The 22,212-nt window shown below is 66.1% G+C and carries 19 protein-coding genes; 8 read left to right on the forward strand and 11 right to left on the reverse strand.

Annotation, left to right across the window (positions count from 1 at the left end; translation table 11 throughout):
* Positions 1 to 56: 56 nt before the first annotated feature.
* Positions 57 to 1,343, reverse strand: a complete 1,287-nt coding sequence (locus ACZ9C1_RS04455) for a sensor histidine kinase (RefSeq protein WP_046855863.1) — start codon at positions 1,341 to 1,343, stop codon at positions 57 to 59.
* A complete protein-coding gene (locus ACZ9C1_RS04460; RefSeq protein WP_046855862.1) occupies positions 1,340 to 2,080 on the reverse strand; it encodes a response regulator in 741 nt (246 codons plus the stop codon). Before ACZ9C1_RS04460 ends, ACZ9C1_RS04455 begins: the two co-directional genes overlap by 4 nt.
* Before the next feature lie 219 nt (positions 2,081 to 2,299).
* Between ACZ9C1_RS04460 and ACZ9C1_RS04465 the strand changes: the two genes are divergently transcribed.
* On the forward strand, positions 2,300 to 2,575 hold the full coding sequence (locus ACZ9C1_RS04465; RefSeq protein ID WP_110699403.1) for a DUF2790 domain-containing protein: 276 nt from the start codon (positions 2,300 to 2,302) through the stop codon (positions 2,573 to 2,575).
* A 19-nt stretch (positions 2,576 to 2,594) separates the two neighbouring features.
* Positions 2,595 to 3,110, forward strand: a complete 516-nt coding sequence (locus tag ACZ9C1_RS04470; RefSeq protein ID WP_110699735.1) for a thioredoxin family protein — start codon at positions 2,595 to 2,597, stop codon at positions 3,108 to 3,110.
* A 45-nt stretch (positions 3,111 to 3,155) separates the two neighbouring features.
* Here ACZ9C1_RS04470 and ACZ9C1_RS04475 read toward each other — a convergent pair whose 3' ends face one another.
* From ACZ9C1_RS04475 to xthA, 5 genes are all read right to left on the reverse strand, one after another.
* The gene (locus tag ACZ9C1_RS04475; RefSeq protein WP_367856107.1) at positions 3,156 to 4,163 is read right to left on the reverse strand and encodes a GlxA family transcriptional regulator; all 1,008 of its coding nucleotides are present in this window, start codon (positions 4,161 to 4,163) and stop codon (positions 3,156 to 3,158) included.
* Positions 4,164 to 4,293: 130 nt separating this feature from the next.
* Positions 4,294 to 6,738: a TonB-dependent siderophore receptor gene (locus ACZ9C1_RS04480; RefSeq protein WP_476253658.1), complete on the reverse strand. Its 2,445-nt coding sequence runs from the start codon at positions 6,736 to 6,738 to the stop codon at positions 4,294 to 4,296.
* Between the two features lie 227 nt (positions 6,739 to 6,965).
* A complete protein-coding gene (locus ACZ9C1_RS04485; protein ID WP_476253659.1) occupies positions 6,966 to 8,630 on the reverse strand; it encodes a cyclic peptide export ABC transporter in 1,665 nt (554 codons plus the stop codon).
* A 111-nt stretch (positions 8,631 to 8,741) separates the two neighbouring features.
* On the reverse strand, positions 8,742 to 9,620 hold the full coding sequence (locus tag ACZ9C1_RS04490) for a formylglycine-generating enzyme family protein (RefSeq protein WP_476253660.1): 879 nt from the start codon (positions 9,618 to 9,620) through the stop codon (positions 8,742 to 8,744).
* 137 nt (positions 9,621 to 9,757) lie between these two features.
* Positions 9,758 to 10,570 carry an exodeoxyribonuclease III gene (gene xthA / locus ACZ9C1_RS04495; protein WP_102682351.1) on the reverse strand — a complete coding sequence of 271 codons (813 nt, stop codon included), beginning with the start codon at positions 10,568 to 10,570 and terminating at the stop codon, positions 9,758 to 9,760.
* A gap of 163 nt (positions 10,571 to 10,733) precedes the next feature.
* On the opposite strand from xthA, the gene ACZ9C1_RS04500 reads away from it, so the two are divergent.
* The 4 genes from ACZ9C1_RS04500 to ACZ9C1_RS04515 are packed head-to-tail and all read left to right on the forward strand — an operon-like array spanning position 10,734 to position 17,014.
* Positions 10,734 to 11,384 carry a GNAT family N-acetyltransferase gene (locus ACZ9C1_RS04500; RefSeq protein WP_102682350.1) on the forward strand — a complete coding sequence of 217 codons (651 nt, stop codon included), beginning with the start codon at positions 10,734 to 10,736 and terminating at the stop codon, positions 11,382 to 11,384.
* 52 nt (positions 11,385 to 11,436) lie between these two features.
* On the forward strand, positions 11,437 to 13,179 hold the full coding sequence (locus ACZ9C1_RS04505) for an autotransporter assembly complex protein TamA (protein ID WP_102682349.1): 1,743 nt from the start codon (positions 11,437 to 11,439) through the stop codon (positions 13,177 to 13,179).
* Positions 13,176 to 16,850: a translocation/assembly module TamB domain-containing protein gene (locus tag ACZ9C1_RS04510; RefSeq protein ID WP_476253661.1), complete on the forward strand. Its 3,675-nt coding sequence runs from the start codon at positions 13,176 to 13,178 to the stop codon at positions 16,848 to 16,850. Before ACZ9C1_RS04505 ends, ACZ9C1_RS04510 begins: the two co-directional genes overlap by 4 nt.
* A gap of 17 nt (positions 16,851 to 16,867) precedes the next feature.
* The gene (locus ACZ9C1_RS04515) at positions 16,868 to 17,014 is read left to right on the forward strand and encodes a helix-turn-helix domain-containing protein (protein WP_256659289.1); all 147 of its coding nucleotides are present in this window, start codon (positions 16,868 to 16,870) and stop codon (positions 17,012 to 17,014) included.
* 16 nt (positions 17,015 to 17,030) lie between these two features.
* Here ACZ9C1_RS04515 and ACZ9C1_RS04520 read toward each other — a convergent pair whose 3' ends face one another.
* Positions 17,031 to 17,399 (reverse strand): Mor transcription activator family protein, encoded by a 369-nt coding sequence (locus ACZ9C1_RS04520; RefSeq protein ID WP_139670908.1) that lies wholly within the window; start codon positions 17,397 to 17,399, stop codon positions 17,031 to 17,033.
* Between the two features lie 444 nt (positions 17,400 to 17,843).
* Between ACZ9C1_RS04520 and ACZ9C1_RS04525 the strand changes: the two genes are divergently transcribed.
* Positions 17,844 to 18,032 carry a hypothetical protein gene (locus ACZ9C1_RS04525; RefSeq protein ID WP_023632313.1) on the forward strand — a complete coding sequence of 63 codons (189 nt, stop codon included), beginning with the start codon at positions 17,844 to 17,846 and terminating at the stop codon, positions 18,030 to 18,032.
* 36 nt (positions 18,033 to 18,068) lie between these two features.
* Here ACZ9C1_RS04525 and ACZ9C1_RS04530 read toward each other — a convergent pair whose 3' ends face one another.
* A complete protein-coding gene (locus ACZ9C1_RS04530; RefSeq protein ID WP_102682323.1) occupies positions 18,069 to 18,431 on the reverse strand; it encodes a fe2+ zn2+ uptake regulation protein in 363 nt (120 codons plus the stop codon).
* Between the two features lie 200 nt (positions 18,432 to 18,631).
* Here ACZ9C1_RS04530 and pvdQ point away from each other — a divergent pair, with 200 nt between their 5' ends.
* Positions 18,632 to 20,938 carry a bifunctional acylase PvdQ gene (gene pvdQ / locus ACZ9C1_RS04535; protein ID WP_476253662.1) on the forward strand — a complete coding sequence of 769 codons (2,307 nt, stop codon included), beginning with the start codon at positions 18,632 to 18,634 and terminating at the stop codon, positions 20,936 to 20,938.
* Positions 20,939 to 20,975: 37 nt separating this feature from the next.
* Here pvdQ and ACZ9C1_RS04540 read toward each other — a convergent pair whose 3' ends face one another.
* Together ACZ9C1_RS04540 and ACZ9C1_RS04545 are read right to left on the reverse strand one after the other, a co-directional pair.
* Complete coding sequence (locus tag ACZ9C1_RS04540) at positions 20,976 to 21,698, reverse strand: UDP-2,3-diacylglucosamine diphosphatase (RefSeq protein WP_046855827.1); 723 nt, start codon at positions 21,696 to 21,698, stop codon at positions 20,976 to 20,978.
* On the reverse strand, positions 21,695 to 22,195 hold the full coding sequence (locus ACZ9C1_RS04545) for a peptidylprolyl isomerase (protein ID WP_102682321.1): 501 nt from the start codon (positions 22,193 to 22,195) through the stop codon (positions 21,695 to 21,697). Before ACZ9C1_RS04545 ends, ACZ9C1_RS04540 begins: the two co-directional genes overlap by 4 nt.
* Positions 22,196 to 22,212 lie beyond the last annotated feature (17 nt).

Consider the following 22,212-nt stretch of genomic DNA (forward strand, 5'->3'; position numbering starts at 1 on the left):
CGCGTCAAAGGGCAAGCCCGCTGCCACAGGCTTGAGCAGCGGGCTTGCCCTTTACTTCAACGCAACTCGACCTGCGCGCACAGTCCGCCTTCGGCGCGGTTGCGCAAGGTCAGGCTGCCGCCCATGGCCTGGGTCAGTTGCTGGGCGATCGCCAGCCCCAGCCCGGTGCCGCCGGTGCTGCGGTTGCGCGAACTTTCGACCCGGTAGAACGGCTTGAGCACGTCATCGAGTTCCGCTTCGGGGATACCGGGGCCATCGTCGAGCACGCGGATCAGCGTCACGCCGTTCTCGCAGCCGACTTCCAGCTGCGCGGCGCCGGAAAACTTCAGCGCGTTGTCAACCAGGTTCACCAGCACCCGGCGCAAGGCGTGGGGACGGGTTTCCAGGGTGGCCTGGGCGCTGCCGCTGCGATTCACCTGCGCGCCGCTGTCCTGGTAGTCGAACACCAGGCTGTCGAGAAAGGCGTCGAGGTTGACCCGGCACGGCGCCTCGGTGCCGCTGTCCATGCTGCGGGCATAGGCCACGCCCTCGCGCACCAGGTGCTCCATGGCGTCGAGGTCGTGCCACAGCTTGTCCTTTTCCAGCCCGTCGTCCATCTGTTCGACCCGCAGCTTCATGCGCGTGATCGGCGTCTGCAGGTCGTGGGAGATGGCGGCCAGCAATTGCATGCGCTCCTTGAGGTAGGCGGCGATGCGCGCCTGCAGCGCATTGAAGGCCACGGCGGCGTAGCGCACCTCGCGCGGGCCGCTTTCGTCGAGCAGCGGGCCGGGGCTGTTCGGGTCAAGGTCGTCCACGGCCTGGACCAGCCGGGTCAGCGGGCCGATGGCCAGGCGCACGGCGAGCCAGGTGCAGGCCAGCAGCACCGCCAGCTGGATCAGCAGCACCACCGGCAGCCAGGTGGCCACCGGTACCGGTGCCGGGGTGACGTCGATGGTCAGCGGCGCGCCGTCGGCCAGGCGCAGGTGGGCCTGGAAGTGCGCATTGGGGCCGGGGATTTCCTGGAAGGTCAGGCGGTAGCGGTCGCCGATGGCCTTGACGATCGAGTCGGCGGCCATCGGCGGGTTCTCGCTCGGCATGGCCTCGCCGGACAGCCCCTCGTCCAGCCGGTAGCGGTAGGTGCGCCGTTCCAGGCGCGACAGCCAGGCCGGGCGCTCGGCGGCGGGCAGGCGGTCGAGGATGGCGACCGAGGTCGACACGTCCAGCTCCAGGTTGCTGAGCATCATCGAGCGGCTGCTGACATAGCGCTCGTATGCCTGCAGGCTGAATGACAGGCCATAGGCCAGCACCAATCCTGTGAAGAAGATCAGCGCCAGGCGCGAGGCCAGGGTGCGTGGCCACTTCATGCCGGTGACTCCAGCAGCTGCACCGGCAGCGAAAACACATAGCCTTCGCTGCGCACGGTCTTGATGCAGGTGGGCTCGCGGGCGTCGTCGCCCAGGCGTTGGCGCAGGCGGCTGACCAGCAGGTCGATGGAGCGGTCGAAGATGTCCGCCTCGCGGCCCTGGGTCAGGTTGAGCAGCTGTTCACGGCTGAGCACCCGCTGCGGGTGGTCGAGGAATACCCGCAGCAGGCGGTACTCGGCGCCGGACAGCGCCACCAGGGTGCCTTCGCTGTCGAGCAGGTGGCGGGCGGTGGTGTCCAGGCGCCAGGGGCCGAAGGCGATCAGGCGACCGCTTTCGCTGATGGTCAGGTTGGGCGGCAGCATGCGTGTGCGGCGCAGCACGGCGTTGATCCGCGCCAGCAGCTCGCGGGCGGAGAACGGCTTGGTCAGGTAGTCGTCGGCGCCCATTTCCAGGCCGATGATGCGGTCGGTCTCGTCGTTGCGCGCGGTCAGCATCAGCACCGGCGTGTTGCGGTGCTTGCCGGCGCGCAGTTCGCGGCACAGCAGCAGGCCGTCGTCGCCGGGCATCATGATGTCGAGGACGATCAGGTCGACCGTATTGTTTTCCAGGAAGGCGCGCATCTGTCGGCCATCGGCGACGATGCTGGTGCGCAGGCCGTTCTTCTTCAGGTAGTTGCCGACCAGCTCGCGGATTTCGCGGTCGTCGTCGACGACCAGGATGTGATCGACATGCTCCATCGGGGTGTCCTTGTAGGTGAGGGTTGGGCGCAGTGTACCGAGCGAATCCGGGCTTGCCTGCCACGCTTTGTATTGCAGTGTATCTGGCACTGCCGTGGATACAGGAGCAGGCACTTCACAGCCTGGGCGGACACAAGCGGGATACCTGGCGGGAGTGAAATGGCTCTACCGGGGAGCGACGCCTCCCCAATGCCAAGACCTCGCATCAGGAGAACCACCATGACTATCAAGACCCTCGCCAGCGCCGCCCTGTTCGCCGCCCTCGGCCTTGGCGCCATCACCGCCCAGGCCAGCAGCACCTCGCTCAACGAGGCCAGCGTGATGCAGTACCGCTACGGCGACAAGCTGGATGTGAAGAAGGTGCTGTCGGTGAAGGATGATCGCAGCAACACCTGCGGCGTGGTCAACACGCGCATGGACTACCTCGACTCCCAGGGCAAGCCGCAAAGCGTCGAGTACCGCTCCTACGCCACCAGTGGCTGCCATGACAACTGAGGCGCGCGGCAAGCGCCGCCTGCTCAAGGCCGGCGGCGTGGCCCTGGCCCTGCTCGGGCTGGGCCTGGCCGGCCACCTGCTGGCCCGCGACAGCTATGGCACCATGCCTTCGCTGGCCGGGGCCGAGCAGTGGCTCAACTCGCCGCCGCTGGACGGCCCGGCCCTCAAGGGCAAGGTGGTGCTGGTGGATTTCTGGACCTATGACTGCATCAACTGCCGACGCAGCCTGCCGCATGTCAACGACTGGGCGCGGCGCTACAGCGCGCAGGGGCTGGTGGTGGTCGGGGTGCACACGCCGGAGTACGACTACGAGCATGACATCGACAGTGTTCGGGCGCAGGTGCAGCAACTGGGCATCGCCTATCCGGTGGCGGTGGATAACGGCTACCGGATCTGGAACGCCTGGGGCAACCAGTTCTGGCCGGCGCACTACTTCGTCGACCGCAAGGGGCAGGTGCGCCATGTGCACTTTGGCGAAGGCGATTATGCGGGGCAGGAGCGGGTGATCCAGGCATTGCTCGATGAGCAGGGCTGATCCGTTGTCCGTTCCGGCCCTATCGCGGGGCAAGCCCAGGCAGCATCATTCGCCGAGCCGCTGCTCCCGCGACGGCGGATAGCCGAAGTACGCCGCATAGCACTTGCTGAAATGCGATACCGAAACAAAGCCGCAGGCCACCGCCACCTCCATCACCGACAGGTCCGAATACTGCAATAGCCGCCGGCTCTTGGTGATGCGCAGTTCCATGTAGTAGCGCCTGGGCGAGGTACCCAGCTGGGCCTGGAACAAACGGTCGATCTGCCGCCGCGAGCGACCGGAGTAGGCGGCCAGCTGGTCGAGGCTCAGGGTTTCCTCGAGGTTGTTCTCCATCAGTTCGACGATGGTGCGCAGGTGCAGGCTCATGGACTTCTTCGCCCCGGGCCCGACCTGGCGATAGCGTGCGCCGGAGAACGACAGGATCTCTTCCACGCCTTCGGCCAGGGCATCGCCGTACAGGCGCCGTACCAGGCCGAGCATCAGCTCCATGGCGCCATTGGGGCTGGCGGCGCTCAGGCGATCGCGGTCCAGGGTGAAGCTGGCCGGGGTAATGCGCGTCTGCGGACTGATCTCGGCCAGGCTGGCGCGCTGCTCGGGGTGCACGCTGCAGCCGTAGTCGTCGAGCACCCCGGCGCGGCCGAGGAACCAGGCGCCGTTCCACAGCCCGCCGAGGGTCATGCCGTGGCTGGCGCAGTCGCCCAGCAGGCGGTCGAGGTCGGGGTACTTCAATGGCGTGCGCAGGCCGCCGCACACCACCAACAGGTCGAGGTCGTGCAGGCTGCGGGGATCGAGCGGGCTGGCGATCAGTTCCAGGCCCAGGTCGCTGAGCACGCGATCGCCGCCCAGTGACAGCGGGGTGGAGGTGAAACTGTCGGCGCGCAGCAGGTTGGCGGTGACCAGCACGTCCATCGCCACGGTGAAGCTGGCCATGGAGAAGTGTTCGAGCAGGACGAAGTCGACGCGATAGGGGCGCTGGTTGCCGGCGTCTCCGGACTTGAGCCGCAGCATGTTGCTGGTGCTGGTCTTCTTGCTGAATTGGCGTGGCGTGGGCACTGCGGACTCCGCTTCCTGGCTGGCGGGGTCGAGTGTGCGGTGGGGCGGGGGGAAAGACAACAGGGCGTTGGATGCCGCTGAAAACACAGCGCCCCCTTGGGAGGGGGCGCCGGTCTTTGGCGCGCGGGGTTTAGAAGTCGCCGCGCAGGGTGAACATGTAGCTACGCGGAGTACCGTAGGTGGTGCCGCGGGTCCAGTAGCCCATCGAGTCGAAGTACTTGCGGTCGAACAGGTTCTCGACGTCCACGCCCACGGTCCAGTGCTCGTCGAGCTTGTAGGCGGCACGCGCGTCGAAGATCGCCCGGCCGCTGTTGTACGCCTCGTTGTAGGCATCGACGTAGGAGTTCTGCGCCGAAACGCCACCACCGACGCTCAGGCGGTTCCACTCGCCCGGGAAGGTGTAGTTGGTGTTCACGCGCACCATGTGTTTCGGGGTCTGCGCCGAGATTGGGCCACCTTCGGACGAGCTGGTGGTGTTGTAGGTGTAGCCAGCCGCCACTTGCAGGCCCGGCAGCAGTTCGCCGGTGGCCTCGGCTTCGAAGCCCTTGCTGCGGTTGATGCCGTCGCCGTTGACCCAGCAGCGGCCGGCCGGATCGGTCGGGCACTTGTCACGGTTGGCGGCGTCCTGTTGGGCCACGTCTTCCTGCTCGATGTAGAAGACTGCGAAGGACACGTTCAGGCGTTTGTCGAACAGCTCGCCCTTGATCCCGGTCTCGTAGTTCGAACCGATCGACGGGTCGAGCACGCTGCCGCTGACGGTGCGGTAGTTGGACTGCGGCAGGAAGATGTCAGCGTAGCTGGCGTACCAGGACCACTGGTCGTTCAGGTCGTAGATCGCACCGACGAAGGGTGTGAATTCCTCGTCCTGCCGGCTGGTGGTTACCTTCGGGCCGTTCCAGGCTTCGTTCTTGTACCAGCTCAGGCGACCACCGAGGACGAAGCTCAGGTCTTCGGTGGCGTGCAGGCGGGCGCTCAGGTAGGTGCCGTAGCGGGTGTCGATGGTGTCGTTCTTGGAGTCCCATCCCTGGCGCGCCAGCTCAGGAATATTGCTGTGGCTGGGATCAAACACATCGAGAGGAATAGGGGTGGGCAAGAACTCCGTAGCGTCCTTGTCGTTCATCTTGCGCTTGGACCAGTTGGCACCCAGGGTGAGCTGGTGAGTCAGGCCAAACGCTTCGAAGGTGCCATCCAAGTGGCCGTCGACGGCGTTGGAGGTGACATCGAACTTGTGATAGCTGACGTCCTTGACCACTGGACCACCTGGGGCGCCGTACTCCAGCGTGTCATTCACGCCCCACTCGATGGCGCTGCGGTTGTAACCGCCTTCGGAGTGAGACAGCGCCAGCTTGCCGGTCCAGTTGTCGTTGAATCGGTGGGTGAGGTCGGCGAACACCTCGTCCATGTTGGTCTGCAGCTTGGTCCAGTCCTGTCCGAGGTAGGTCGAGCGCTTCAGGTGCGGGTTGCTGCCGTCGGGGTTGTTGGGGATACCCAGCACGCTGTAGCCGTCGATGCGCGAGGTCTGGCGGCGCAGGCCGACAGCAACGGTGGTGGCATCGTTGAGGTCGGCCTCGACGATGCCGTACAGCAGCGGCCGCTTGGACTTGGTGACATCGGTGAAGTAGCCACGGTCTTCATAGGAGGCAACCATGCGTCCGCGCAGGGTGCCCTGGGGGTTGAGGCGGCCGCTGGCATCCAGGTCCAGGCGGTAGTTGTCCCAGGAGCCGGCGCGGGTGATGACGGAGAAACGCGGGTCGGCGGTCGGGCGCTTGCGCACCAGGTTCACCGCGCCGCCCGGGTTGCCCGCGCCCACCAGCAGGCCGGAGGCGCCGCGCAGCACTTCAACGCGGTCGAAGATCGCCATGTCCGGGGTCATCCAGCCGGTGTAGGCGTAGGCCTGGCCGGGCACGCCGTCGACCATGTAGCTTTCGTCGGTGAGGTCGAAGCCACGGGAGCTGAAGTGATGGTTGCCATAGCCGCGGTTGGCGCGGGTGATACCGGTGGTCTGGGCCATCACCTGGTCCAGCGAGACCAGGTTCTTGTCGTCCATCAGCTTGCGCGTGACAACGGTGACCGACTGTGGGGTCTCACGCAGCGATTGCGCGGTCTTGCCGATGGTCACCGCGCCGGTGGTGTAAGAGTTGCTGCCCTCGGTGGTGGCACCCAGCACCTGGCCATTGATGGTGGTGGCGTCCAGGGTCATGGCCGAACCGGATTCAGCCGCGCCGCTGATGATCAGGGTGTTGTCCTGCACGCTGTAGCGAATCCCGCTGTTCTTCAGCAGCTCCCCAACTGCCTGGGTTGGCGAGAAACGACCCTTGACCGGGCTGCTGCGCAGGCCCTGCACGGTCTCCGGGCTGAACAGCACCTGCAGATTGCCCTGGCGGCCCAGCTCTTGCAGCGCGCTGCTCAGCGATTGTGCAGGGATGTCGAAGTCCTGCTCCTGGGCTTGCACCTGGGCGGCGAGCGGCAGGGACAGGGCGAGGCCGAGGGTGGCCATGGCCGGCGAGGAACGCAGCATCCGGCGCAGCATCAGCGCCTTGCTCAAGGGGGTCAGTGTGTTGGCTGGTAGTGGCATTTTTATGCTCTGGCTCAAGGTACGCAAAGTAAATGAAAATTATTCCGTTGCGAGTAGGACGCATGCGCATGCCAAAACCGGAAAAATATTTTCGGTTGGCAGGGGCCTGACCTGCGACTTCCCTGTAGGCAGGGGTGATTCAGCGTGCGGCTATAGGGGAACGAGCGGAGCGGCGGGGAATTTACAACGTGCGGGCGGTGGCGAGGACCACCGCCCGTAAGGCGGGGTCAGGCGGGCAGGGCGGGTTCCTGGTTGCGCTCGACGACGATCTGGCCGCCGTGCATGCGCACCAGTTGGTCGGCCACCGGGAAGTAGCGGTCGTCGTGGGAGATGACGATGATGGTCTTGCCCTGCTGTTTCAGTTCCGGCAACAGCTCGGTGTAGAACACGCGGCGGAAGGCCGGGTCCTGGTCGGCGGCCCATTCATCGAACACCAGCACCGGGCGCTGGTCGAGCCAGGCATTGATCAGCGCCAGGCGCTTGCGCTGGCCGGTGGACAGGTCGGTGGTGGTGAAGCTGCCGTCGCGGATGCTCACCTTGTGGGCGATATCCAGGCGCTCGAGGTACCTGCCGGCCTCGGGCGGCAGCTCGGCCTGGCCGGGCAGCGGCTCGTCGAACAGGTAGTAGTCGGCGAAGATAGTGGTGAACAGCTGGCGGTAGTCGTCCAGGCGCTGCGGGGTGACCGTTTCGCCATTGAGGCGCACTTCGCCCTGTTGCGGGCTGTACAGGCCCAGCAGCAGCTTGATCAGGGTGGTCTTGCCGCAGCCGTTCTCGCCGACGATGAAGACGATGTCGCCCTGGCGGATGCTCAGGTTCACCGGCCCCAGGTGGAACGGCTGGCTGCCCTCGACCTGCGGGTAGTCGTAGCGCAGTTGGCGCAGCTCGATCGACTCGACGCTGGACACGGCCGGGGCGCGGTCGCTCACCAGCAGGTGCGGCTCCGGCGACGAGAAGCGCGCCGACAGCTCGGCGATGCGGCGCAGGGCGATCTGCGCGCGGCTGATGCTCGGCAGGTTGGTGATCAATTGCTCCAGCGGCCCCTTCATGTACAGCATCACCAGTACGAAGCCGCCGAGCACGGTGCGATCGGTGCTCGGCCACAGCGCCTGGAAGGCGATGGCGACGCCGATGACGGCGAAGAACAGCATCGAACCGAAGGTCTCGGCGCTGACGAAGATGTTCGCCGCGCGGATGTTGGCCTTGCAGATGCGCTCGGTGGCGCCGTGGATCAGCTGGTCATGCATGTGCTGACGGCGCTTGCGCTGGATACGCAGTTCCTTGGCGCCGCCGGAGAGGGCCTGGTAGTGCTTCTGCAGCTCGTCCTCGCCGTTGCGGGCGGTGAGGATGTTCTTCATGCCGAAGCGGTGGGCGAGGAACTGCGCGCCAGTGCCGATCACCACGGTCAGGGCGGTGATCAGCAGGATCTGCCAGGACAGCAGCGCCAGGTAGGCGAGGCAGCCCAAGGTGACGGTAAAGGCGATGACCATGGGTGCCACGGACAGGGCGAAGGCGCTGATGGTGCTGACATCGTTGAGCAGCACCGGGATCAGGCGGTGGGCACGGTAGCGCTCCAGTTGCGCAATCGGCGCCACCAGCACCTTGGCGGACAATTCGCGGCGCAGCCGCGCCACCACCTTCTGGCCCACGTAGTTGGTCAGCAGGTTCGAGCCGGTGGAGCAGGCCAGGGTCAGCACGCACAGGCCGCCGAACAGCAGGGCGGTATGGGTGTCCGGCCCGCCGGCGGCATTCATCGCGCTGTTGATGGTGGCCAGCAGGGCGGTGACGCTCAGGCCGCTGACCACGCCAAGGGCCGCCGAAAGCGCGACCAGCATCCAGAACGGCTTGAGTATGCGCAGGGTTTCCTGGGCGAGGCTGGGTGTCTTGAGCGTCATGGGGGCATCTCGTGAGTATTCGTTGGCGCCGGGCAGGAGCAGGTCCTGATCTTGGTAGACGAGAGGGTTTTGCGCGGATTTAGTCGCCCGGCGCCGAGGGCGGGGCAGGGCTTACAGCTCGCGGGCGACGCGGAAACCGATCCAGTCGCCGCGCAAGGTCGAGCTGCGCTCGTTGCGGTTGCCCGAGCGCGAGAAGATCGGCGCCTCGGTGTAATCGTTGCCGCGAATCACCCGGCGATCCTCGCATTCGCTGCTGTTGGTCTGCGGGCTGCCGTCGGTGGGGGCGCTGGCGTAGCTGTCGACGTAGCAGTCGCGGGTCCATTCGTAGACGTTGCCGTGGCCGTCGTAGACGCCGAAGGCGTTGGGCGGGAAGCTGCCGACCGGCGAGGTGAAGGAGAAACCGTCGGTAGGGCCGTAGGTATTGGCGTGCTTGGAGATCTGGTACTTCTGCTCGTCGTTGTCATCGAGCGGGAAGGGGAACGGCCCGGTGCTGCCGCCGCGCACGGCGTACTCGCGCTGGGATTCGCTGAGCACCTTGTAGACCTTGCCGGTCTTTTTCGACAGCCAGCTGGCATAGGCCTCGGCTTCGTGGAAGTTCAGGCACACGGCGGGCTGGCGGTCGCCTTGCTGGTAGCGCGGCACGCCGGCAATGCACTCGCGGCCCGGGCGGGTATCGCCGTTGGGGACCTTGTAGCCGGTGGCCTTGAGGTAGGCCTTCCACTCCCCGTTGGTGATCTGGTACTGGCTGACAGCAAAGGCCTTCTTGAACGTTACCTCGTGCAGCGGGCCTTCGTCGTCCTGGCGGCCTTTTTCGTCATCCGGGGTACCCATCATGAAGCTGCCGGCGGGCAGCACCACCATTTCCGGGCAGGTCTTGGCGCAGTCGCGGAACACGCTGCCGGGTTTGTGCGCGGGCGCCGCGGCCAGGGCCGGCAGGCTGCAGGCGACCAGCAGGGCGGCCAGGGTGAGGCGGTTCAGGGGTGCGGTCATGGGGAAGCCTTGTTCAGGGTTGCTGGGCAGACAGCGGGAGTTCGTGCTGTTGGACGAACTGAACGAGGCGATGTTTAAGGGGGATTTGTATCCAGGTGTGGTAGGGCTGCGCCTGTGAGCGCGCAGCCCGTACGCAATCAGCCCAACTCAAGCCAGATCGGCGCATGGTCCGAAGGCTTTTCCATCCCCCGCAGCTCATAGTCGACCCCGGCGGCCCTGACTCGCGGCAGCAGCCCATGGGAGGCCATGATCAGGTCGATGCGCAGGCCGCGCTTGGGCTCGTCCTCGAAACCGCGGCTGCGGTAGTCGAACCAGCTGAAGCGGTCGGCCACGTCCGGGTACAGGTGGCGGAAGCTGTCGACCAGGCCCCAGCCCTTGAGACGCTCCATCCACTCGCGCTCTTCGGGCAGGAAGCTGCACTTGCCGGTCTTAAGCCAGCGCTTGGCGTTGTCCGGGCCGATGCCGATATCGCAGTCCTGGGGCGAAATGTTCAGGTCGCCCATCACCACCACAGGCTGGTCATTCTTGAACTGCCCTTCGAGCAGGGCCTGCAGGTCGCTGTAGAAGCGCTGCTTGGCCGGGAACTTGGTGGGGTGGTCGCGGCTTTCACCTTGGGGGAAGTAGCCGTTCATGATGGTGATCGGCGTGCCGTCGGCATCGGCGAAGGTGCCCCAGATGAAGCGGCGCTGGGCGTCCTCCTCGTCACTGGCGAAGCCCTTGGACAGTGACAGCGGTTTTTCCCGCGAGAGCAGGGCGACGCCATAGTGGCCCTTCTGGCCGTGGTAGTGCACGTGGTAGCCGAGTGCCTCGACGTCGGCCAACGGGAACTGATCGTCGCTGACCTTGGTTTCCTGCAGGCCGATCACGTCCGGCTGGTGTTTGTCGATCAGCGCCGCCAGCTGGTGCGGGCGGGCGCGCAGGCCGTTGATGTTGAACGAGACGATCTTCATGGAAAGACGATCCTGGTAAAAGCCACGGATGCTAGCCGACATCGCCGGCCACGGCCAGCATGGCGCCGCGCTGCGGGCGCTGCTAACGTGCTGGAGGAGGTGAACCCAGCGCCGGAATCTGGCTCCAAGGCCCTGTACGCCCATTCCAGGAGGACTGCCCGCAATGCCCGACGACATCGCCGCCCCGGCCCGGATCTGCCTGCTCGACGCCGGCTACGCCCGCGAGGCGCGTTCGCTGCTCTACCATGCCTACCGCCACGAACCGACCTTCGCCTGGCTGTTCGAGGCCCAGCGCCCCGGGTACGAGCGCCGCCTGCGGGTGATGGTGCGCGAGTGGGTGCGCCAGCACTTTTATCTGCAATTGCCGGCGATCGGCCTGTTGCTGGAGGATCGCCTGATCGGTCTGGCGCTGATCGTGCCGCCGCAACGCCGGCTCGGCGTGGCCGACAGTTGGGCCTGGCGCCTGCGCATGATCCTCGGCACCGGCCTGCGCTGCACCCGCCGCTACCTGGATTACCAGGCCGCGCTGGCCGGGTGCCTGCCGGGGGACAAGGTGCATGTGCTGCCGCTGTTGGGCGTGCACCCGCAGTTCCAGGGCCAGCACTACGGCGAGCAACTGCTGCAGGCCGTGCATGACTGGTGCGCCGAGGACGCCGGTACCGAGGGCGTGGTGCTGGACACCGGCAATGCGCACTACCTGGCGTTCTACCAGCGCCAGGGTTATGAAGAGATCGGCGAGATCGCCGTGGGGCCGATCCGTGAGCGGGTGTTCTTCCACCCCAACCCGCGCTCGTCGAGGGTAGCGAACCTGTGACAGGCGTTTTCTGAAAGCCCCTTGGCCGTTGCGCTCTGGTAGCATGCCGCGCATGACGTATTCAGGAAGACTTGGCTGGGGCCTGCTGTTGCTGGCCGCCAGCTCCATGGCATGGGCGCAGAGCGAATTGCTGGTGCGGGTCAAACCCGCCAACAAGGCGCTCAAGTCCAATATCGAAGGGTATATCGGCAGCCTGGGTGACCGCGACGAAGAGGCCTTGCTGCGCTTCAGCCGGGGCGCCGAGGAGCAGGCGCGCAAGGCGGCCCAGGCCTTGGGCTATTACCAGGCGCGGGTCGAGACCGAGGTCAAGGCGCCGGCCGAAAAAGACAAGCCACCGCAACTGATCATCCAGGTCGAGCCCGGCGAACCGATTCGCCTGCGCAACGTGACCGTGCGTATCGAAGGGCCGGCCAGCGAGCTCAGGGTGTTCCGCATTCCCGACAGCAAGGCGCTGCGTCCGGGCGAGCAGCTCAACCATGGCACCTACGAGGACGCCAAGCGGCTGATCCAGAACCAGGCCTCGCGCTACGGCTTCTTCGCCGGGCGCTTCGAGCGCCAGCGCCTGGCGGTCGATCCGCAGGCCGGTGTGGCCGACATCGAACTGGTCTACCAGAGCGGCCCGCGCTACCGCCTTGGCGCGGTGAGCTTCGGTGGCGATGCGCCGCTGGACAACGACCTGCTGCAGCGCATGGTGGGGTTCAAGCCCGGCACCCCGTACGACTCGGAACTGATCGCCGAACTCAACAACGACCTGCAGTCCAGCGGCTACTTCGACAGCGTGCGCGTGGACGCCGCGCCCACCGCCGCAGTCGGCGAGGACATCCCGGTGGACGTCCACCTCGACACCCGCAAGCCACGCACCCTAGGCCTGGGCCTGGGTTTCTCAACCGACGTCGGCCCGCGCGGCAAGGCCAACTGGACCCGCCACTGGGTCAACCCGCAAGGGCACAGCTACGGCTGGGAAACCGAGCTGTCGGCGCCCCGGCAGAACGTCGGCTTGTGGTACGACGTTCCGCTGGACCCGCCGCTCACCGACAAGCTGCGCTTCGCCGGCGGCTACCAGAACGAGGAGATTTCCGGCACCGATACCTTGAGCAAGCTGCTCACCGTCGGCCCGGAGTGGCACAGCAAGCTGCCCAGCGGCTGGCAGCGGGTGATTTCGCTCAAGTACCAGCGCGAGGAGTATCGCCTGGGCGATGACTCGGGGCTGAGCAACCTGCTGATGCCGGGTGTCAGCTTCTCCTACCTGCGCAGCGACAACCGCATCGATCCGCACAATGGCTACCGCCTGCAGTTCGACCTGCAGGCGGCCAAGGAGGGCCTGGGTTCGGACACCAACCTGATCCACGGCAACGTGCTGCTCAAGGGCCTGACCACCCTGGGCCAGAACCATCGCTTCCTTGGTCGCGTGCAGTTCGGCGGCAGTGCCACCAATGGCTACCAGCAGAACATCCCGCCGTCCCTGCGCTTCTTCGCCGGTGGCGACCAGAGCGTGCGCGGTTACGACTACCAGTCGCTGTCGCCGAAGAACAACCAGGGCGACCGCATCGGTGGGCGCTACCTGGTGGCCGGCAGCGCCGAGTACCAGTACTCGATTGCCGAGAAATGGCGCCTGGCGACCTTCATCGATCAGGGCAATTCGTTCAATTCGCTGGAACTGCCCAGCCTCAAGACCGGCGTCGGCATCGGCGTGCGCTGGGTGTCGCCGGTGGGGCCGCTGCGCCTGGACCTGGCCCGCGCCCTGGATGACGACGGTGGTTTTCGTTTGCACTTCTCCATGGGACCTGAGCTGTGACGCGTGTAGTCAAACCCATCCTGCTGGCACTGCTGGGCCTGTTGTTGCTGATCGTCCTGGCGCTGGGCCTGGTGCTGGGTACCCAGGGCGGCAGCCGCTGGGTGCTGGGCCTGGTGCCGGGGCTGCAAGTCAGCGATTTTTCCGGACGCCTCGGCGGCAGTTGGCAGGCCAGCCAACTGCGCTGGACGGCGGGCGAAGACCGAGTCGAGGTGCAGGCCCCGCAACTGGACTGGTCGCCAGCCTGCCTGCTGCGCGCCACCTTGTGCGTCGAGCGTCTGCAGGCCGAGCTTATCGACATGGCCTTCGCCCCGGGCGAGGACAAGCCCGATAGCGGCCCGCTGCAACTGCCGATGCTGAATCTGCCGTTGGCCATCGAGCTGGGCGAGGTCAAGGTAGGCCAGCTGCGCCTGGATGGCAGCGATCTGCTGGGTGACCTCAGCCTGGCCGCGCACTGGACTGCGAGCGGCCTGCGCGTGGACAGCCTGCAACTGCGCCGCGACGACCTGCGCCTGGACGTGCAGGGCGACCTTACGCCCCAAGGCGACTGGCCGCTGCAGTTGCAAGGTACGCTGCAACTGCCCGCGGTCGATGGCAAGCCTTGGCAACTGGCGTTGAGCGCCAAGGGCGAGTTGCAGAAGTCCCTTGCCGTCGATGCCACCAGCAGTGGCTACCTGGACGCACGGCTGAGCGGTGAGCTCCAGGCCCTGGCCGAGCACCTGCCGGCCCACCTGAGCATTCGCGCGGACAGCTTCAAACCCGCCGCCGAGCTGCCCGACACCCTGCAACTCGACCAGCTGCGGCTCGATGCCCAGGGTGACTTGCTCAAGGGTTATCAGCTGTCCGGCTCGGCCACGCTGCCCGCCGAGCAAGGGCCGATCGGCCTGGTGCTGGCCGGCAAGGTCGATGCCAAGGGTGCCCGGCTCGACGCCTTGGACCTGAACGCCAGTGACCAGCAGCGCCTCAAGCTGCAGGCCAGCGCCGACTGGCAGCAGGGCCTGAGCGCCGATGTCAGCCTCGACTGGCTGGACTTCCCCTGGTTGCGCCTGTACCCGCTGGAGACGGCGCCCCAGGTCACGCTCAAGCGCTTCAACGCCCAGGTGCAGTACCGCGACGGCAGCTACAAGGGGGTGTTCAACGGCGACCTGGATGGCCCGGCCGGCGCCTTCAGCCTGGCCAGCCCGTTCGACGGCGACCTGGGCCAGGTACGCCTGCCACAGCTGGTGCTCAACGCCGGGCAGGGCAAGGCCGCCGGCAGTGTCGGCGTGCGTTTCGCCGACACCCTGGCCTGGGATGTCGACCTGCAACTGTCGGCCCTGGACCCGGCCTACTGGCTGGCGGAGCTGCCCGGCACCCTGGCCGGCCCGCTGCGCAGCCAGGGCGAATTGAAGCACGAGCAACTGACGCTCAAGGCTCAGTTGGACCTCAAAGGGCGCCTGCGCGGCCAGCCGGCGCTGGTCAAGGTCGACGCCGAAGGCGCAGGCGAGCGTTGGACCCTGGGCAGCCTGGCGGTGCAGCTGGGCGACAACCGCATCAATGGCAGCGCCAGCGTGCAGCAGCGCCTGGCCGGGCGTGTCGACCTCGACCTGCCGCGCCTGGGCCAGCTTTGGCCGCAGCTGCAAGGGCAGGCCAAGGGGCGCCTGGACCTGGCCGGCACTCTGGCCGCGCCGCAAGGCACCCTGACCCTGCAGGGGCAACAGCTGGGCCAGGCCGACAACCGTGTGCAGCGACTGGACCTGGATGCCCGGCTGGACAATGCCCAGCGTGGCCAGGTGACGCTCAAGGCCGGCGGTATCCGGGTGGGTGATACCGCCCTGGGCAGTCTTGATGTGCAAGGCAAGGGCGATCTTCGCCAGCAGGCTGCCACCCTGGCCCTCGACGGCCCGCAACTCAAGCTCGACCTGGCGCTGGATGGCGCCTTGGCCAAGGGTGACTGGCGCGGTCGCCTGGCCAGCGGGCGGATCCAGGCCGGCGGCCAAGACTGGCAGTTGCAGGCCCCGGCGCGCCTGCAGCGCCTGGCCAGCGGTCAGCTCGATTTCGGCGCCCATTGCTGGCGTTCCGGCCAAGCCAGCCTGTGCGGCGAGGACCAGCGCCTGGCGCCGGAGCCGCGCCTGCGCTACCACCTCAAGCAGTTCCCGCTGGACAGCCTGGCGCAGTGGCTGCCCAAGGACTTCGCCTGGCAGGGCCTGCTCAACGCCGACATCAACCTCGACATCCCGGCCAGCGGCCCCAAGGGCAGCATCCGCGTCGATGCCGGTGGCGGTACCTTGCGGGTACGTGACAAGGACCGCTGGGTCGACTTCCCCTATCAGGTGCTGCGCCTGGACAGCACCCTGGCGCCACGCCGGGTCGACACCCGCCTGGACTTCCGGGGCGAGCGCCTGGGTGAGCTGAATGTGAACACCCGCCTTGATCCGCTGGGCCGCAACAAGCCGTTGTCCGGTGATTTCCGCCTGGCCGGGCTTGAGCTGTCGGTCATCCGGCCGTTCCTGCCGATGGTCGAGCGCCTGGCCGGCCAGCTCAACGGCAGCGGGCGTCTGTCCGGCAGCCTGATTGCGCCCCAGGTCAATGGCAGCCTGGCCTTGAGTGGTGGCGAGGTCAGCGGCGCGGAGTTGCCGGTGAGCCTGGAGGACCTGTCGCTGCAGGCGCTGATCGCCGGTGAACAGGTGCAACTGAACGGCAACTGGCGCAGTGGCGCGGCAGGGCGTGGGCAACTGACCGGGCATATGACCTGGGGCCAGGCGCTGGGCATGGACCTGCGCCTGCAAGGCCAGCAACTGCCGGTCAGCGTCGAGCCCTACGCGGCGCTGGAAGTGGCGCCCGACCTGAACGTTCGCCTGGTGGACGACAAACTGGCGGTGACCGGCAAGGTGCAGGTGCCCAAGGGCAAGATCACCGTGCGCGAGCTGCCGCCGTCGACGGTCAAGGTCTCGGACGACACGGTGATCGTGGGCCACCAGACCGAACAGGGCAAGCCGCCGATGGCGGTGGCGATGGACATCGATGTCGATGTCGGCAGCGAAAAACTGTCGTTCAAGGGCTTTGGCCTGACCGCCAACCTGCTGGGCCACGTGCATATCGGCGACAACCTCGACACCCGTGGCGAGCTGAGCCTGGCCGACGGACGCTATCGGCAGTATGGGCAGAGCCTGACCATTCGCCGCGCGCGGCTGCTGTTCGCCGGGCCCATCGACCAGCCATACCTGGACATCGAGGCGATCCGAAAGGTCGACGACGTGATCGCCGGCATTCGCCTGAGCGGCAGCGCCGAGCAGCCGACCACCAAGGTGTTCTCGGAGCCGGCGATGAGCCAGGAGCAGGCGTTGTCCTACCTGGTATTGGGTCGCCCGCTGAACAGCTCCGGCGAAGACAGCAACATGCTCGCCGAGGCGGCGCTGGGGCTGGGGTTGATGGGCAGCGCCGGTCTGACTGGCGGCCTGGCCTCGAACCTGGGCATCGACGACTTCCAGCTCGACACCCAGGGCACGGGCAACAAGACCAGCGTGGTGGCCAGCGGCAACCTCACCGAGCGCCTGAGCCTGCGCTATGGCGTGGGCGTGTTCGAGCCGGCCAATACCATTGCCTTGCGCTACAAGCTCAGCAAGAAGGTCTACCTGGAAGCCGCCAGCGGCCTGGCCAGCTCGCTGGATATCTTCTACAAGCGCGATTTCTGATCCAGACCGCCGAAGTATTGGGTACGCATCGCAATACCTTGCTCCGGCGCCTGGAGCGCGCCCAGGACATGCTGCCCATTCCCTTTGCCGACCACCGTATCCAGATTGCCGCGGCGCTCGAGCTGGTGCTGTGGAGCACACCGCTCGAGGACGGCGAAAAGTAGTTTGAGGTTGCCGTGGCTACGCCTGTCTACGGATGTTGCCGATCTGTCGCAGGCTCAACCCATACTTGTCGGCGAGCAGGCTGCGTGACAGCCCGCTGGCGCTCTCCCGCTGGATCTGCTGGTTGCGCAGCTGGCGCTGGAAGTGGTCGGACTTGGGGATCTCCAGGGCAAGGCCGGCGAAGCGCTGGATCAGCGCATCGAGCGCCTCGGACGGCAGCACATCGGCCAGTTTGGTGCGTTGGCGATGCTTGGGGATGTACTTGGGGCGTCCGCCAAAGGCATGGGTCAGCCGGTAGGCGTTGTCCAAACCGATGCATTCGATCAGTGCCTGCAGCGACTGAGGCAGTTGGGTGAGGTCGATGTTGCTCAGGTCTGGCATTTCCACGAAATGGTTCCTTCCGTCATTGGGTTTGGCCGGCGCCGAGGTCCCGATGGGCTGCGGCGTGGGTTGCCACGGGGAGGTCCGCGTGGCGTGGCCAGATTTTCGAACAGCGACGGAAAGGGTCGCTAGGCGCGAAGCGGACCGGGGTTTGTAGTCGTCCTTGTCTGTTGTTTGCGGGCAACTGGGCTCCTTGAAGTAGGAAATGCCTTCACCCTTGCGCTACAGGCCCCAAACCATCTAGAGAAAGGGTTCCATGATGGCTTAGTGGGTAGCTTACCTAGACATGCACTTACGGGCGCATCTCGACGCTACCGTGGGGCAGGGGCAGGAAAGAGGGGATGGCTGCGTTGGGAGCCGGCAGGAACTGCAGCGAGGGGAAAGCGGCCGAGGTATCATGGCGTTGGCTCCGCTGGAGCCTCATGTCCCCGATGTCGCAAGGAACCTCCGATGACACACGTGCAGCGCCTGAAATATTCGATCCTGATCATCCTGGTGGTCCTGGGGATCATGCTTGGCCTAAGTTACCTGCAGAAGCAGGGCACTATCAGCGAGCAGACATTCCAGTACGTCGCCATCGCCATTGCGGTGGTCGTGGTGGTGATCAACGGGATCCTGCGGCGCAAGGTGAAACCCTGAAGCAGGCGGGCCGGCATATCCTTGCCGGCCATGCGCTCAGCGCGAGGCGGGTTGCTCCAGCACGGCCCGGGCCTGAGGGTTCAGGCTGTAGCATTTGTCGCTGCCCAGGTTGATCACGCCTTCGCTGCACAGGCGCTTGAGCACCTCGCGCACGCTCAGGAACGACAGCGGGATATCCAGCTGCTCGAGTTGCGCATGCACGCCACGCACACCAATGCTGCGGCCATTGCGGCCGGCGGTGTGCAGGGCGTCGATGACCTTCAGGCGGATCAGGCTGGTGCGCAGGCCGTAGGCGCGCAGCAGCTCGCGGATCTGTTCGTTGCCCACGCGTTCCTCCTGGGAGGCGGCGGCCTGGCTGGGTGCAGGCTGCGCCGCTAGCGATTGTTGCGGGTTGTACATGTGAATGCTCCTTTTCGTGGACTGTCCCGAAATCATGGGTGCCTCACATCTAAAGACGTTTGAGCTCGACAAAACTGCAACCCTCGGTGAAAAAAATCTGACACGTTCTGTTGAGAACGTTGCAGCACCGCGTCGAACGTAAAATTTTCATCTGGCCATTCGTCTGTTCGGGATGACCCCGATAAGCACGAGGAGTGCCTGTGATCCCTCTTCCCCTGTTTCGCCTGGGCCTTGCCGCCGCCCTGGTCGCTTCCAGCCTGACCCTGCAGGCGCGCGAGGTCGATGGCGAGGCCTCCGCGCAGATCCGGCGCACCAGTTTCGGCGTGCCGCACATCCTGGCCAAGGACGAGCGCGGCCTGGGCTACGGCATCGGCTACGCCTATGCCCAGGACAACCTGTGCCTGCTGGGTGGCGAAGTACTGACCGTCAATGGCGAGCGCTCCCGCTATTTCGGTGCCGACGGCAAGACGGTCGAGCAGCGTGACAATCTCTCCAGCGACCTGTTCTTTACCTGGCTCAACGAGCCTGCGGCGGTAGACAGTTTCCTCAAGGCGCAGCCGGTGGCGGTGCGCGACCTGCTTGATGGTTATGCCAACGGCTACAACCGTGCCTTGGGTGAACGACGGGCCGAGGGGCTGCCGGCCGAGTGCGGGGCAGGGGAGTGGCTACGACCGATCACCAGTCGCGATCTGGTCAAGCTGACCCGGCGCTTGCTGGCCGAGGGCGGCGTGGGGCAATTCGTCGAGGCCGTGGTCGCCGCGACGCCACCCAAGCTGGCGGCGCAGCGCCCGGCGGTCGACTACAGCGTGGCCTTGGCGCGACAGGCGCAGTTCGCCGCCGAGCGTGGCAGCAATGCCGTGGCCGTGGGCGCCGAACGTTCGGCCAATGGCCGTGGGTTGCTGCTGGCCAACCCGCACTTCCCGTGGGTCGGTGGGCTGCGTTTCTACCAGATGCAGTTGACCATCCCCGGGCAACTGGATGTGCTGGGCGCGGCCTTGCCGGGCCTGCCGGTGGTCAATATCGGTTTCAACCGGCACCTGGCCTGGACCCACACGGTCGACACCTCCAAGCACTTCACCCTCTACCGCCTGCAACTGGACCCCAAGGACGCCACCCGCTACCTGTATGACGGCCAGTCGCTGCCGCTGGAGCGCAAGCTGCTAACGGTCACGGTGAAGGGTGAGGACGGTACGCTCAGCCAGGTCGAACGCACGATTCACCTGTCGAAGTTTGGCCCTGTGGTGCAATGGCCCGGCCGTCTGGATTGGGACAATCACGCCGCCTACAGCCTGCGTGACGCCAACCTCGACAACACCCGGGTATTGCAGCAGTGGTACCGGATCAACCGTGCCGACAGCCTGCAGGCGCTGAAGGCGTCGGTGGGCGAGCTGCAGGGCATCCCCTGGGTCAACACCTTGGCAGTGGACGCTGCTGGCCAGGCCTTGTACCTCAATCAGTCGGTGGTGCCCTATGTCGACCAGGGGATGCTGGAGCAGTGCAGCAACCCGGGCGCGTCGGGCCCGCTGGTGGTGCTCGACGGCTCGCGCAGTGCCTGTCAATGGAAGGTGGATGCGCAGGCGGCCCAGCCAGGGATCTTCCCGGCCAACCTGCTGCCGAGCCTGGAGCGGCGCGATTATGTACAGCACGCCAACGATTCGGCGTGGATGGCCAACCCGGCCCAGCCGTTGACCGGCTTCTCGCCCTTGGTCAGCCGTGCCGACCAGCCCCTGGGCCTGCGTAGCCGCTTTGCCCTGCAGCGCCTGCAAGGCAAGGGCAAGCTGGGCAGCGCCGAGCTGCAGCACATGGTGTTCGATGACGAGGTGTACCAGGCCAGCCTGCTGATGCCGGACTTGTTGCAATGGTGCAAGGGCGTGGAGGCGGACATTCAGTCGGTGTGCGCCAGCCTGCAGGCGTGGACCGGCAAGGCCGACCAGGACAGCGGTATCGGCCTGGTTCATTTCATCAATATCGCCGGCGCGTTGACCGAGCATCCGCAAAGCTGGCGCGTGCCGTTCGACCCGGCCGACCCGTTGCACACGCCTCGTGGCCTGGCGGTGGAGCAGGCCGCGGTGCGCAAGCTGCTGCACGAAGCGGCGCTGGACTCGCTGGCGCAGGTGAAGGAGGCCGGTATCGCCGCCGACCAGCGTTGGGGGCAGATCCAGCAGGCCGCCGATGGCACGCCGGTGCCCGGCGGGCCGCAGGCGTTGGGCGTCTACAACGCGATGGTCAGTGTGCCGGTAGGGCCGGGCAAGCGCCTGGTGGTCAGTGGTTCGAGCTATCTGCAAGTGGTCAGCTTCACCGAGCAGGGGCCGCAGGCCCAAGGGTTGCTGGCGTTCTCGCTGTCGAGCGAGCGGGCGTCGGCGCATGCCGCCGACCAGACACGAGCCTTCGCGGCCAAGCAACTGGCGCCGATTCCGTTCAGCGAAGCGCAGATCAAGGCTGATCCGCAGTATCGGCAATATGTGATCAGCGAGCGGGACAAGGGGCGGGTGGTCAGCGCCCAATAGTGCCGGTGACGACATCGCGGGGGAGACCCGCGATGTTTCAGGAGAAGTCGAACGGGGCCAGCTGGAAACCCTGTTCATCCACCTGCAACGCCCAGCCACGCCGGTCCCAGTCGCCCAGCACGATACGCCGTGCCGGCTGGCCATCGACCACCAGCTTGTGCAGCGCCGGTCGATGGGTGTGGCCGTGGACCAGGGTGCGCACGCCGTGGGCGGCCATCACCTTGGGCACTTCCTCGGGGGTGACATCGACGATCTCGGTGCTCTTCATGCGTGTCTGCGCGCTGCTTTCGCTGCGCAGCTTGCGCGCCAGCTTGTGCCGCGTGCCCAGCGGCAGGTGCCGCAGGATCCACAGGGTCAGCGGGTTGCGCAGGTAGCGGCGCAGCTTCATGTAGGCCACGTCACGGGTGCACAGGGTGTCGCCATGCATCAGCAGCACCGCCTCGCCACCGAGCTCGACCACGCTGGGGTCGGCCAGCAGGGTGCAGCCGGCGGCGTCGCAGAACGCCTGGCCGATAAGGAAGTCGCGGTTGCCGTGCATCAGGTAGATCGCCGTGCCGCTGTCGCTCAGCCGGCGCAGGGCCTGGCAGATCGACTGCTGGAAGGGCGTCATCGCATCGTCGCCGATCCACGCCTCGAAGAAATCGCCGAGGATGTACAGCGCCTTGGCGTGGCGGGCGCGGCCGTCGAGCAGATCAAGAAACGCCCGGGTAATGTCCGGGCGTTCTTCTTGCAGGTGCAGATCGGAGATCAGCAGTATCACTCAATGATCTCGGCTTTCTCGATGATCACGTCGTCCTTCGGCACGTCCTGGTGGCCGGCCTTGGAACCAGTGGCGACCTTTTCGATGGCGTCGACGATTTCCTTGCCTTCGATCACTTCACCGAACACCGCGTAGCCCCAGCCCTGGACGTTCTTGCCGCTGTGGTTGAGGAAGTCGTTGTCGGAGGCGTTGATGAAGAACTGCGCGGAGGCCGAGTGCGGCTCCATGGTACGGGCCATGGCGATGCTGTACTTGGTGTTCTTCAGGCCGTTGTCGGCTTCGTTCTGGATGCTGGCGCGGGTTTTCTTCTGGCTCATGCCAGCCTCGAAACCGCCGCCCTGGATCATGAAGCCCTTGATCACGCGGTGGAACACGGTGCCATCGTAGTGGCCGTCCTTGACGTACTGAACGAAGTTCTCGGTGGTCAGCGGGGCTTTCTCGGCGTTCAGTTGCAGGACGATATCGCCGTGGTTGGTGCTCAGTTTGACTTTGGACATGCTGAAAATTCGCTCTT

This window comes from Pseudomonas sp. TE21435, from assembly GCF_056279265.1.